The organism is Microbacterium caowuchunii (assembly GCF_008727755.1).
GTDB lineage: Bacteria > Actinomycetota > Actinomycetes > Actinomycetales > Microbacteriaceae > Microbacterium > Microbacterium caowuchunii.
Window position 1 is genome coordinate 2,361,582 of the sequence record NZ_CP044231.1, and the last position, 11,973, is coordinate 2,373,554.

Below are 11,973 nucleotides of genomic sequence, written 5' to 3' on the forward strand. Positions count from 1 at the left end.
CCGAGGACGGTCGCAGGGAAGGAGCACGGGCGTGGGGTCGATCTACGGCGAGCTCAGCCCGCGAGGTATTCCGCGAGGGACACGGAAGCCACCGGAACGCGCCACCCCGTGGCCTCGATCTTCGAGAGGTCGAGGACGCTGTTGCGCGGCCGCGGCGCGACCGGGCCGGCGGCCGTGGCGTAGTACTCCTCCGTCGAGACCCCTGTGACGCGCTGGGGATCGTGACCCGTCAAGGCGAAGACCGCCCGGGAGATGTCCGCCCATGAGGCGGGGTCTCCCGCGCCGGTCACGTTGTAGGTCCCGTACGGGGCGCGGGACGACAGGAGATGGCGGATGGCGCGGGCGATGTCCGTGGTGAAGGTCAGGCGGCCGACCTGGTCGTCCACGACCTTCGGGTCGACGCCACGCTCGGCCAGCGAAGCCATGGTGCGGACGAAGTTCCCTCCCTCTCCGATGACCCACGACGTCCGGATGATGTAGTGCCTCGGCAGCGCGCCGACGACGGCGTCCCCTGCGGCCTTCGTCTGCCCGTAGACACCGAGGGGGCACAGTGGCGCGTCCTCGGAGTACGCTCCCGGAGACGTGCCGTCGAACACGTAATCACTGGAGACATGGACGAGGGTGATGCCGCTCTCGGCGGCGATGGCCGCCAGGGATGTGACGGCCGTGACGTTCGAGGCCCATGCGACCCGCCGTCCCTCCACGGTCTCGGCTGCGTCGACCGCCGTATACGCGGCGGCGTTGATGATCGTGTCGTAATCGCGCCACCGGCGAGCCGTCCTGAGGTCGTCGGTGGCGAGGTCGATCTCCGCGCGCGTCGCGTACTCGATGTGCGGGGCATCGCCCAGCTCCGCCCGGAGCGCCAGTCCGAGTTGGCCGCCGGCGCCCAGCACGAGGACCTTCTTCGGCGCGATCGGCGTGACATCCGCCAATCGCGGGTGTGCGAGATCCTTGGGCGAGATCTGGACGTCGGCCAACGGGATGGGCCAATCGATCGCGACCGTCTCGTCCGCGAGGTTCAGGAAGGAGTAGGAGGCATCCGGTGACCAGTGATCGTTCACCAGGTACGTGTAGGCGGTGTCCGGCTCGAGGGTCTGGTAAGAGTTCCCCACCCCGCGCGGCACGAAGATGGCCCGGGACGGGTCGAGTTCAGTGGTGAACACGGCACCGAAGGTGGGCCCTTCACGCAGGTCGACCCAGGCTCCGAAGATCCGCCCCGTCGCCACGGAGACCCACTTGTCCCAGGGCTCCGCATGGATGCCGCGCGTCGTGCCCGCGGTGTCGTTGAAGGAGATGTTGTTCTGGACGGGTCCGAAATCCGGCAGACCCAGCGCAGTCATCTTCTCCCGCTGCCAGTTCTCCTTGAACCAGCCACGGGCATCTCCGTGCACGGGCAGCTCGAAGACGACGAGCCCAGGGATGGGGGTCTCGACCACGGAGAGCGCCTTGCCGAACTCGACCACTACTGTCCTTTCGATGCGTAGAACGCCTCGGTGGCATCCTTCGCCGGCGCCCACCACGACTCGTTGTCGCGGTACCACTGGATCGTTGCGGCCAGACCCGACTCGAAGTCGCCGTAGGCGGGGAGCCAACCGAGCTCGGTACGCAGCTTGGTGGAGTCGATCGCATATCGAAGGTCGTGTCCGGCCCGGTCTGTCACATGGTCGTACGCGTCGCGTGGCTGGCCCATGAGTTCGAGGATGAGCTCCACGACCTCTTTGTTGTTCTTCTCGCCGTCGGCACCGATGAGGTAGGTCTCGCCGATGACCCCCTTCTCGAGGATGGTCAGCACGGCGGACGAGTGGTCGTCGGCGTGGATCCAGTCCCGCACGTTCTCCCCCTTGCCGTACAGCTTCGGCCGGATCCCCCGGATGACGTTCGTGATCTGACGGGGGATGAACTTCTCGACGTGCTGGTACGGACCGTAGTTGTTCGAGCAGTTCGAGATCGTCGCTTGCACGCCGAAGGAACGGACCCACGCACGGACCAGAAGATCGCTGCCCGCCTTGGTGGACGAGTAGGGCGAAGAAGGGTTGTACGGGGTCGCCTCCGTGAACCGCTCCGGGTCGTCGAGCTCGAGGTCGCCGTACACCTCATCGGTCGAGATGTGGTGGAACCGCCGCTCATGCCGACGCGCCGCTTCGAGGAGCGTGTACGTGCCGACGATGTTCGTGTCGAGGAACGGGCGCGGGTTGTCCAGCGAATTGTCATTGTGGGACTCGGCTGCGAAGTGCACCACCGCGTCGACGTCCCCGAACAGATCGTCGACGAGCGGCGCGTCGGTGATGTCGCCCTTCACGAAGGCCACCCGGTTCTCCGGCAGGCCAGCGAGCGAGTCGCGGTTACCGGCGTATGTCAACGCGTCCAGCACCGTGACGTGGTGATCGGTGTGTCCCACGACGTGGTGGACGAAGTTCGAGCCGATGAACCCGGCCCCACCGGTGACGAGCAGCTTCGACATCAACGACCTCTTTCCAGGATCTCGAGAAGATACGTCCCGTACCCCGACTTGAGGAGCTTCTCCGCCCGCTCGCGCAACTGATCGTCGTCCAGGAATCCCTGCCGCCAGGCCACTTCCTCGGGCACCCCGATGCGCAGCCCGGTACGCCGCTCCATCGTGCGGACGTAATCGGCGGCATCCGTCATCTGATCGAACGTGCCGGTGTCCAACCACGCGGTGCCGCGCGGAAGGACCTCCACATGGAGCTCGCCGCGATCGAGGTAGACGCGGTTCACGTCTGTGATCTCGTACTCGCCCCGAGCACTCGGAGCGAGTGAGCGAGCGATGTCGACGACATGGTTGTCATAGAAGTAGAGCCCCGGGACGGCGAAGTTGCTCTTCGGCTCCGCGGGCTTCTCCTCGAGCGAGACCGCACGGCCGTCCGCGTCGAACTCGACGACACCGTATGCACTCGGTTCGGCCACCCAGTAGGCGAACACCGCGCCGCCCTCGACGTTCCGATAGCGCTTCAACTGCGTGCCCAGACCGGGACCGTAGAGCAGATTGTCCCCGAGCACCAGCGCGACGCTGTCGTCGCCGATGAAGTCGGCTCCGATCGTGAACGCCTGCGCCAGTCCGTCGGGGGACGCCTGCTGCGCGAAGGTCAGCGAGACACCGAACTGGGATCCATCGCCCAACAAGCGCTCGAAGAACGGCGCGTCGTGGGGTGTGGTGATAACGAGGATGTCCCGGATGCCCGCCAACATCAACGTCGACAGCGGGTAGTAGACCATGGGCTTGTCGTAGACAGGGATCAGCTGCTTGGAGACGCCCAGCGTGATGGGGTGCAGCCGCGTGCCCGATCCACCGGCGAGGATGATGCCTTTCACTACTCAATCGTGTCACACCGGCGGCAGCATTCCCGGGAGCCACCTCAGGACACTGTCAGCGTGTTATCAGCGCGTCGCAAGGGCAACGGTGGTATCTACCCGTCGCTTCCGTCACAATGATCACGTGAGTCCTCGATCTGCGCCCGTCAGCCGTTCGCTCCGTCTTCTGGCGGTGTTCGCGGCGCTGAGCATGACGATGGGCTTCCTCAGCTGGGTCGCAGCGTCTCCGGCCGCCGCGACGTCAACGTCGTCGTCGGCAACCACGGTAACGGCCGACACGACGACGGCCTCGGTGCGCCCCTCAGCCGACCTGTCTCTCTTCCGTCCCGGCAACATCATCGCCGACCAACCCTTCTTCGACTCCGCCTCGATGACGGAGGCGCAGATCGACTCCTTCCTGCGTCAGAAGGTGGCCAGATGCCAGTCCGGTTACGTCTGCCTGAAGGATTTCCGTCAGGCCACCACGACGCGCCCCGCGGATGCCTACTGCTCCGGCTACTCGGGTGAAGGATCGGAGTCGGCGGCGCGGATCGTCTACAAGGTCGCGCGAGCGTGCGGCATCAACCCTCAGGTGCTGCTGGTCATGCTCGAGAAGGAGCAGGGACTGATCACGCACACATGGCCCTCCGACTGGCGGTACACGATCGCCATGGGCCAGGGCTGCCCCGACACGGCGGCGTGCGACACGCGGTACTACGGCTTCTTCAACCAGGTGTACGGTGCCGCCCGTCAGCTCCAGATCTACATCGAGGGCCGGTACTTCACGTACTACGCCCCGGGTCGTACGTGGAACATCCGCTACCACCCCAACGCATCGTGCGGCACCTCCCCCGTGTACGTCGAGAACAAGGCCACGTCCGCGCTGTACTACTACACGCCCTACCAGCCGAACGCGGCGGCGCTGCGGGCAGGGTATGGAGAAGGTGACTCCTGCTCCTCCTACGGGAACCGCAACTTCTACCAGCTCTTCACGGACTGGTTCGGCAGCACCCAGGGTAAGCAGAGCGCTGTGGTGCAGGCCGCCGGCCGGCCCGAGGTCTATCTGATCTCGAACGGCACCAAGCACCACATCACCTCCTACGACGACCTTCTGGTCCTGCAGTCCCGCCTCGGGCGGATCAGCTCCGTGTCGACGCGCTATGTCGATGACCTTCCGACCGGGAAAGCAGCCGGTCGCTACGTGCACGATCCGCGCAGCGGCACCCTCTACCTCCTGGAAGGCGACGGCACGAAGCACCGCTTCGCGTCCGTCGAGCAGGTGGCGCTGTTCGGATACCCGTTCGAGTCGTTCGTGAACCTCGAGTCCCGGCTGATCGATGCCTTCAGCACCGGCGCGGAGGTCGGCCCCTTCATCCGTTCCGGCAATGCGCCCGAGGTCTTCGCCATCGAGTCCGGAGCGCGACGCCACATCTACGACGGCAGTGCGTGGCAGTGGGCGACCCGGAATACGCCCGGGTACGTCGCCACGATGCGCACGGATGCCGCGCAGGCGCTGCCCGCGGGAGCGACGCTGTTCGCGCCGAACACACTCGTCAGGGGCGCGTCCTCCGGAGACGTGCTGCTCGTCACGCCGACGGAGCCGCTGATCCACATCCCGAGCTTCGAACTCGCCGCCGAGTTCGGCGCGACCACCTACCGGGTGGTGCCGGATGAGGCGCTCGCCCGCAACACGGTCGCCCCGTCGTCGCTCACCCTCGGCGTGACGTGCGGCTCGAAGCGGTATCTCGCCGTGGGCGGGACCCTCATGCCGGTCGGAGCGGACACGGGTGGGCTCGCCTCCACCGCCCTGTCGGACGCCCAGTGCGCCGCATGGCGAACCTCCGCATCCACCATGACCGCTCCCCTTTTCGTGCAGCCTCAGGGCAGCGGCGACGTCTTCACGGTGGAAGGCGGAAAACTCCGTCACGTCCGCACCTACGAGCAGCTCATGTCCCTGAACGGCCCTCGCCCGCTCGCACTGATCAGGTGGTCCCGCGGGACGGCTGATTTCATCGGACGCGGTGCACCCCTGCTCGCGGAGAAGTCCGTCGTACAGTTCCGGGGAACGCCGGAGGTCTACCAGTTCAGCGGAGGTCAACTGCACCACGTGCAGAGCTACGCGACGCTCGTCTCCCTCGGCAACGGCCAGGTGCCCCGCATCGAGACCCTCGATTCCGCCTTCCTGCAGAGCTACCCGATGGGCACCCCCATCGGTTGACCGGTCCGGCGGCGAAGGGCCGGGGCGAGCTCTTGGTAGGATCGGGGAACTATGACGGTAGCGCCTGATCGTGTTCTGGTCATCGTTCCCGCATGGAACGAAGCCCGCAATGTCGGCACCACCTTGCGGGAGATTCGTGCGGCGAGCAGCAACTACGATGTGGCGGTGATCGACGACGGGTCGACGGACGGCACCCGTGATGTCGCGCGGGACGCGGGAGCCACGGTGATCACCCTTCCGTTCAATCTCGGGGTCGGGGGCGCGATGCGCACCGGATTCACATACGCCCAGCGCCACGGTTATCGCCGCGCCATCCAGGTGGATGCCGACGGACAGCACAACCCGGCCGACATCCAGCTGGTGCTCGCCGGACTCGACCACGCGGACATCTCCATCGGCGCACGTTTCGCGGATGTCGGGGACTACAGCGTGCGCGGACCACGCCGCTGGGCGATGATCTTCCTCGCCAAGGTCATGTCGCGCGTCTCCAAGACCCGGTTGACGGACGCCACCAGCGGCTTCCGAGCGGCCGGGCAGCGAGCGATCGATCAGTACGTGCGCTACTACCCGGCGGAGTACTTCGGAGACACTCTCGATTCCCTCGTCGCGGCATGTCATGCGGGGCTGACCGTCACCCAGGTTCCCGTGGCGATGCGCGCGCGGATGCACGGCACCTCGACGCAGGGAACGTTCGGCGCCACCGTGTACCTGCTGCGTGCTGTGTTCGCGCTGAGCCTCGCGGTGATGCGTCGTCCCCGCCACATCCAACCCAGCGCCGAGTCGGAGTCCGCCGCATGATCGTCGCAGTGGGAATCGCACTGGCTGTCCTCATCCTCGTCATCGTCGTCTGGATGCTGCTGGCTAGGAAGCTGCGCGAGAAGTACGCCGTCATGTGGCTCGTCATCGGGCTCGCGGTTCTCGTCCTGGGTCTCTTCCCCCAGCTTCTGCTGTGGCTGACCCAGACCCTCGGCGTCCAGGTCCCCGCGAACCTGCTCTTCTCGCTGGCGATCGTTCTGCTCCTCGGCGTCGCCCTCCACCTGTCATGGGAGCTCTCCCAGGCTGAGGAAGAGATCCGACGGGTGGCGGAAGAAGCGGCGATCTCCCGCAGCGAGATCGAACGACTCGATGCGCGCATCGACGACCTGCTGGCCAACCGCCGGGCCAGCGACGTGCCCAGCCCGGACGAGACATCGGCGTGAGTCGTCCGCGGGTCACGGCGATCATCACCGCATACCGTCCGACCCCGGCGGTTCTCGACGTCATCGAATCGTTGCGCCCCCAGGTCACGTCCGTGATCGTCGTGGACGACGGGAGCGGGCCGACTTCCGAAGCGACACTCCGGCGGGCCGAGGAGCACGGGGCGACCGTCCTCCGGATGGGTGAGAACTCCGGAATCGCGGCGGCGCTGAACGCCGGCATCCGCGCTGCGACGGCCGCCGACGCCGACTTCGTCGTGACGTTCGACCAGGATTCCGTACCGGGGCGGGACTTCATCGATTCCCTCCTGGACGCTCATGACGCCGCCGTCCGGTCCGGCCGCATCCCCGGGCCCGTCGTCCCGGAGTATTTCGCCGACGTGAGTCAGGTGCATCACCGTGCTGCGGACGGGACGCTCATCGGTCGCCACGCCATCCAGTCCGGCATGCTGCTCGCCGCCGACGTCTTCGACACGGTCGGTGTCATGCGCGAGGACTTCTTCATCGACCTCGTCGACACGGAGTTCGAGATGCGTTGCGCTGCGGCCGGACTGCCCACCGTCGCCGCTCCCGGACTGCGCATGGGCCACTCGTTGGGGCGGCGATACCGGCGTCCGATCCCACTGCCGGGACTGCCCCCGCTCGTCACGCTCAGCACCCCCTTCCGCTACTACTACCGCGTGCGCAATCGCATCGTCCTCAACCGCACGTATTGGCGGAGCCACGCGGCATGGATCCTGCGCGACACGCTTCTCGAAGTGGTGCATTTCGTGAACGCGCTGGCCTTGGCACGTCCCCGCAGGTCCCTGTGGGCCGTCTATTCCGCCGCCGTATCCGACGCGCGCAGGATGAGGATGGGGCCGATGCCTGCCGCAATACGAACCCTCGCCTCGAAGATCAGCTGGGCTGCGGCCCCGTCGGAGTGACGTCAGGCGCCGACGTCGCAGCCAGCGCCTTGCGTGCGGGGATGAGGAGCACGAAGAACGCGGTGGCTTCCGAGGCCGCCACCCCGAGCGCGACGATCGACGGGGATCCGAGCGTGGAGCCCAGCACCATCGTGGAGATTCCGACCGCGGCCGCAGCAATCGTCGCCGCGAAGACGGTCCGGTACCGACCCGCCGGGATCAGGATGTTCCGGATCAGTGGCGTCGCTGTGGACAGGAAGAAGAAGGCGACCCCGAACAGCACGCTGGGCAAGGGTTCCGCGGATACGGCATCACCGAAAAGGAGCCCGGTGGCCCACGGCCCCAGAAGAGCGATGCCGAGCCCCCCGACGGCGCCGAGCCCCGTCTGAGCGATGATCGCCAGTCGGTGCCGCCGTGCGGTGTCGCGGACTCTGGGATCCAGGACCCATGCCTGGAACGCGTTGCCGAACGCGATGACGGCCATGATCGCAACCCGGTACGCGCGGTCCGCCGAGGCGAAGGAGCTGGCATCGGGAGCGCTCAGTCCCGCCGTCGCGATGGGGATGGCCGTCGCGCCGTAGGCATTGCCGGTCGCGTCGATGGCCGCCGTGGGAACGAGGGCCCGCAATACCGTGACCACACGCCTCGGCGGCGCGTTCCCCCTGGCACCCGCATGTGCGGTCAGCGCAGCGTGGATGGCGAAGGCGGGCACGGTGAAAGCGAGCAGGAGCACGGGATACCACATCACGTGCCCGGTCAGCCCGACCAGAGGGAGGGCCACCAGGGATGCGGCCAGTTTCGGCAGTGCGTCGAAGAGCATGAGGCCCCGGGGGTTGCCCTGTCCGATGCAGAACCAGGCGGGCGTCAGGCCTCCGAGCGTCGTCGCGACGGCCACTGCCACGGACTCCCATCGGAAGGACGGGCCGGACACGATGAAGGTGGCCACGCCTGCCGCGGGGACCGCGATGAGCGCCGTCAGTAGCCGCGATCGAAGGCTCTCGTGGAGGATGACCGCTCGTTCCTCGACTGTGGTCGCTCGCGCCACGCGGACGGGACCCGCGATGCTCCAGCCGAAGAGGACGCCGACCATGCCGAGCAGGCCGATGGACTGCCCCGCAGAGAAGTTCGCCCACCCGTCGACACCCACGACCCGCGAGATGACGGGAAGTATGATGAACGGGGCGAGAGCCGAAAGGATCGGCGCTCCCGTGAACCCCGCGAGCCTGAGCATGAGCGACCGCATCGGAAGCAATTGTACGGGCTGATGCGGACGGAATATTCGCATCGAAGGGTCGAGGCCGAGTGAGCGAGCGTGTCACCGTCACCGTCTGCATGGCGACGTACAACGGGTCCGCGTACGTGGAGCACCAATTGCGTTCGATCCTGGACGACCTCGCATCCGGTGACGACGTCGTCGTGGTCGACGACGCCAGCACCGACGAGACGGCGGAGATCGTGGAACGCATCGGCGACCCCCGCATCCGGCTGATCCGGCAGGAGGAGAACCGCGGCTACGTGCGCACGTTCGAGGCGGCGATCCGGGCGGCCGCGGGTGATGTCCTTCTCCTGGCCGATCAGGACGACGAATGGGTCCCCGGCCGCCGCGACATCTTGGCAGAGGCTGCGCGGCGCGACGGAATCGCCGCGTCGAATCTCTCCCTGCTGGGTTCGGACTCGCCGCTTCCGTCGCCGCTGAGCGGACGGGCATGGCGGCTCCGCGACGCGACCTCCGACCACCGCCTTCGCAACGAGGTGCGGATCCTCGCGGGCATGGCGCCCTATTTCGGATGCGCGATGGCGATCCGACGGGATCTCCTCGCCGCGATCCTGCCCTTCCCGGATTACCTCACCGAGTCGCACGACCTGTGGATCGCGACCGTGGGTAACGTCACGGGGCGGATGCGCCATGTCGAGGAGACGACCGTTCGCCGTCGGATCCACGACACCAACGCATCATCGTCGCGGCCGCGCGGAGTGCGTCGTGCACTGGCCTCGCGCTGGATGCTGGTCCGGCTGTGGCGGGAGGCGCTCCGGCGGCGCGACCGGGTGTCCTGAACTAGGCGGCCTTCATTCCGCTCGGTGGACCGACAGGGTCCGGAGGCGTCACGGATGCGCTCAGGGCGCCTGCGCTCTGGGGGCGGACCAGACGCATGGCGGGGCGTTCGACCGCCACCCAGCTCAGCCAGGCGAGGGCGAACGTGACGACGACGGTCACGGGGATGTACACCCACATGCTCATCTCCGCGCCACCGATCAGCACAGTCAGCTGTTGCACGGGCCAGGCGTAGATGTAGAACCCGTAGGAGACGTCATTGCGCGCGACCCACGCCGGCTGGGGTATCCACGTCGACAACGACAGCAGTCCGTATGCCAGGAAAGGCGCGGCCGCCTGGCCTCCCCACCGGGGGATCAGCCAGATCATGGCCACGGTCACCAGCAGGGCGACCAGGCCGAGGATGCGGTTGATACCCCACCGCTCCACGATGAAGTAGATCAGCGAGCCGCCGAGGAAGAAGGGGGCGAGCCGCGCCAGCAGATCGAAGCTGGTGTCCAGTCCGAGCCTGTGCGCGACGTCGATGCCGGCGTACACCGCGACGCTCGCGACGAAGGCGATACCCACCAGCACAGGCGAGCGGCGGAAGAGCGCGAGGAACCCCAAGACCCATACCAGGAGGTAACACAGGAACTCGTAGAACAGCGTCCAGAGCGAACCGTTCCAGGCGCCCGCGTAGGGGACGCTCTGCAGGGTCGTGCCGATGTCGTAGTGGTCGATGTGCAGCGCGAGATTGCCCCAGACGTACTGGAGCGGGGTGACCGGGGTGCTCAGGAAACCGTCGAGGGAGCCCTGTTCGATCAGGAGCGCCGCCGGCGCGAAGACGAAGGCCGTCACCAGCAGCACGACGACGAAAGCCGGATAGATGCGGGCGATGCGATGCAGCAGGTATTCGCCGGGCGACGTGCGCAACCGGCTGCGCGTGATGAGGAATCCGCTGAGCACGAAGAAGCCCGCGACCGCCCACCCCCCGAGGTTCTCGCCTTGGATCGATGGCCCCGCCCCCCGCCCGGCGATGTACCAGGCGTGCGCGAACAGCACCAGAGCCGCCAGCACGAGCCGGAACAGGTTCAGGCTGTTGTGGCGGTACGGGTAAGGCGTACCGCGAAACGGCGCCGGCAGCGTCACTTCAGTAGGTTCCGCGAGGACATCTCGTCCAGGGAGCGCTGGTAGCTGTCGCCCTCCACGGGCTCGGTCAGCACCCACTGCGCGAACCGGGCGAGGCCGTCCTCGAACGAGACCGAGGGCGTGAAGCCCAGCACCTGACGCATCCGGGTCGTGTCCGCCACGTTGTGACGGATGTCGCCCAGACGATAGTTGCCCGAGATCCGGGTGGGTACCGATGTGCCGAATGCCTGGAACAGGCCGGCCACGACTTCGTTCACCGTCGTCGCGACCCCCGAGCCCACGTTGAAGACCCGTCCGGCTGCATCCGGGTGGGTCGCGCCGAGGAAGGTGGCTTCGACGACATCGTCGATGAAGACGAAGTCACGGCTCTCGAGGCCGTCCTCGAAGATGTTGATCTCCTTCCCCTGCCGGATGAGGGTGGAGAAGATGGACAGGATGCCGGTGTACGGGTTCTTCAACGACTGTCCGGGGCCGTACACGTTCTGGTAGCGCATCGATACCGGCTCGATACCGAGGGTGGGCGCCACGGTCATGACGAGCGCCTCCTGCATCTGCTTCGTGATCCCGTACACGGAAGAAGGATGCAGCGTCGCGCTCTCGTCGGTGGGGATGAGGGTGAGGTTGCGTTCCTCCGGCATGTGGACGTCGAAATCGCCGGCTGCCATATCGGCGTCCGTCCGGTGCGACGGATACACCACCGTCCCGTCGGGTTTCCGGTATGCCCCCTCGCCGTAGATGGAACGGGAGGATGCGACCACGACCCGGCGCACGGAGTGCGGTTCGTTGGCGAGGAGGTCCAGCAGTTTCGCGGTACCGCCGACGTTCGTGTGGGTGTAGCGGTCGATCTCGTACATCGACTGGCCCGTTCCCGTCTCGGCTGCCAGGTGCACGACGATGTTGGCGTCCGCCAGCGCGGTCCGCAGGTCGTCCGTCGATGTGACGGACCCCTTCACCACCGTGGCGACACCGTCCAGCGAGCGCAGGAGAGGAGAGGTGGTCTCCGGGTGCGCTCCGTGCACCTGCGGGATGAGCGCGTCGAGCACGGTGACGGTGTGGCCCGCCTCGACGAACCGTCGGGCAAGACGCGTGCCGATGAATCCGGCACCGCCGGTGATGAGCACGTGATCGGACATGGCGAGTGGCTCCTGGATCGAATGGCAACCC

At 67.0% G+C, this 11,973-nt stretch carries 11 protein-coding genes; 5 read left to right on the forward strand and 6 right to left on the reverse strand.

The genetic code is table 11. The annotated features are described in order from the left end of the window. Window positions 1–53: 53 nt before the first annotated feature. Genes F6J84_RS11325 through rfbA form a run of 3 tightly spaced genes read right to left on the reverse strand, consistent with a single transcriptional unit; the run spans window position 54 to window position 3,330 of the window. Complete coding sequence (locus F6J84_RS11325) at window positions 54–1,463, reverse strand: sugar nucleotide-binding protein (protein WP_150973822.1); 1,410 nt, start codon at window positions 1,461–1,463, stop codon at window positions 54–56. Continuing rightward, window positions 1,463–2,461, reverse strand: coding sequence for a dTDP-glucose 4,6-dehydratase (gene rfbB, locus F6J84_RS11330; RefSeq protein ID WP_150973824.1), 999 nt, complete (start codon window positions 2,459–2,461; stop codon window positions 1,463–1,465). The genes F6J84_RS11325 and rfbB overlap by 1 nt, the downstream gene beginning before the upstream one ends. Next, entirely contained in the window at window positions 2,461–3,330 is an 870-nt protein-coding gene (rfbA, locus tag F6J84_RS11335) for a glucose-1-phosphate thymidylyltransferase RfbA (protein ID WP_150973826.1), read from the reverse strand. The genes rfbB and rfbA overlap by 1 nt, the downstream gene beginning before the upstream one ends. Window positions 3,331–3,454: 124 nt before the next feature. Here rfbA and F6J84_RS11340 point away from each other — a divergent pair, with 124 nt between their 5' ends. Genes F6J84_RS11340 through F6J84_RS11355 form a run of 4 tightly spaced genes read left to right on the forward strand, consistent with a single transcriptional unit; the run spans window position 3,455 to window position 7,649 of the window. Beyond that, window positions 3,455–5,527: a hypothetical protein gene (locus F6J84_RS11340; protein WP_150973828.1), complete on the forward strand. Its 2,073-nt coding sequence runs from the start codon at window positions 3,455–3,457 to the stop codon at window positions 5,525–5,527. A 51-nt stretch (window positions 5,528–5,578) separates the two neighbouring features. Beyond that, a complete protein-coding gene (locus F6J84_RS11345; RefSeq protein ID WP_150973830.1) occupies window positions 5,579–6,325 on the forward strand; it encodes a glycosyltransferase family 2 protein in 747 nt (248 codons plus the stop codon). Continuing rightward, entirely contained in the window at window positions 6,322–6,726 is a 405-nt protein-coding gene (locus tag F6J84_RS11350; RefSeq protein ID WP_150973832.1) for a DUF2304 domain-containing protein, read from the forward strand. The genes F6J84_RS11345 and F6J84_RS11350 overlap by 4 nt, the downstream gene beginning before the upstream one ends. Next, window positions 6,723–7,649: a glycosyltransferase gene (locus F6J84_RS11355; RefSeq protein ID WP_191905652.1), complete on the forward strand. Its 927-nt coding sequence runs from the start codon at window positions 6,723–6,725 to the stop codon at window positions 7,647–7,649. The genes F6J84_RS11350 and F6J84_RS11355 overlap by 4 nt, the downstream gene beginning before the upstream one ends. Here F6J84_RS11355 and F6J84_RS11360 read toward each other — a convergent pair. Beyond that, the gene (locus F6J84_RS11360; RefSeq protein ID WP_150973836.1) at window positions 7,621–8,871 is read right to left on the reverse strand and encodes a lipopolysaccharide biosynthesis protein; all 1,251 of its coding nucleotides are present in this window, start codon (window positions 8,869–8,871) and stop codon (window positions 7,621–7,623) included. The two genes, F6J84_RS11355 and F6J84_RS11360, sit on opposite strands and share 29 nt — an antisense overlap. 59 nt (window positions 8,872–8,930) lie before the next feature. On the opposite strand from F6J84_RS11360, the gene F6J84_RS11365 reads away from it, so the two are divergent. Further along, on the forward strand, window positions 8,931–9,683 hold the full coding sequence (locus F6J84_RS11365; protein ID WP_238702470.1) for a glycosyltransferase: 753 nt from the start codon (window positions 8,931–8,933) through the stop codon (window positions 9,681–9,683). Between the two features lies 1 nt (window position 9,684). Here the strand turns inward: F6J84_RS11365 and F6J84_RS11370 are convergent, their stop codons facing one another. Together F6J84_RS11370 and F6J84_RS11375 are read right to left on the reverse strand one after the other, a co-directional pair. Continuing rightward, entirely contained in the window at window positions 9,685–10,809 is a 1,125-nt protein-coding gene (locus F6J84_RS11370; protein ID WP_191905653.1) for an acyltransferase family protein, read from the reverse strand. After that, window positions 10,806–11,942 (reverse strand): NAD-dependent epimerase/dehydratase family protein, encoded by a 1,137-nt coding sequence (locus tag F6J84_RS11375; RefSeq protein ID WP_150973840.1) that lies wholly within the window; start codon window positions 11,940–11,942, stop codon window positions 10,806–10,808. The genes F6J84_RS11370 and F6J84_RS11375 overlap by 4 nt, the downstream gene beginning before the upstream one ends. Window positions 11,943–11,973: the final 31 nt, after the last annotated feature.

What these genes read in the sequence shown, in the direction of transcription:
- F6J84_RS11360 (WP_150973836.1), bottom strand. Translation starts at nt 8,871, where the DNA reads ATGCGGTCGCTCATGCTCAGGCTCGCGGGGTTCACGGGAGCGCCGATC.
- F6J84_RS11375 (WP_150973840.1), bottom strand. Translation starts at nt 11,942, where the DNA reads ATGTCCGATCACGTGCTCATCACCGGCGGTGCCGGATTCATCGGCACG.
- F6J84_RS11350 (WP_150973832.1), top strand. Translation starts at nt 6,322, where the DNA reads ATGATCGTCGCAGTGGGAATCGCACTGGCTGTCCTCATCCTCGTCATC.
- rfbB (WP_150973824.1), bottom strand. Translation starts at nt 2,461, where the DNA reads ATGTCGAAGCTGCTCGTCACCGGTGGGGCCGGGTTCATCGGCTCGAAC.
- F6J84_RS11345 (WP_150973830.1), top strand. Translation starts at nt 5,579, where the DNA reads ATGACGGTAGCGCCTGATCGTGTTCTGGTCATCGTTCCCGCATGGAAC.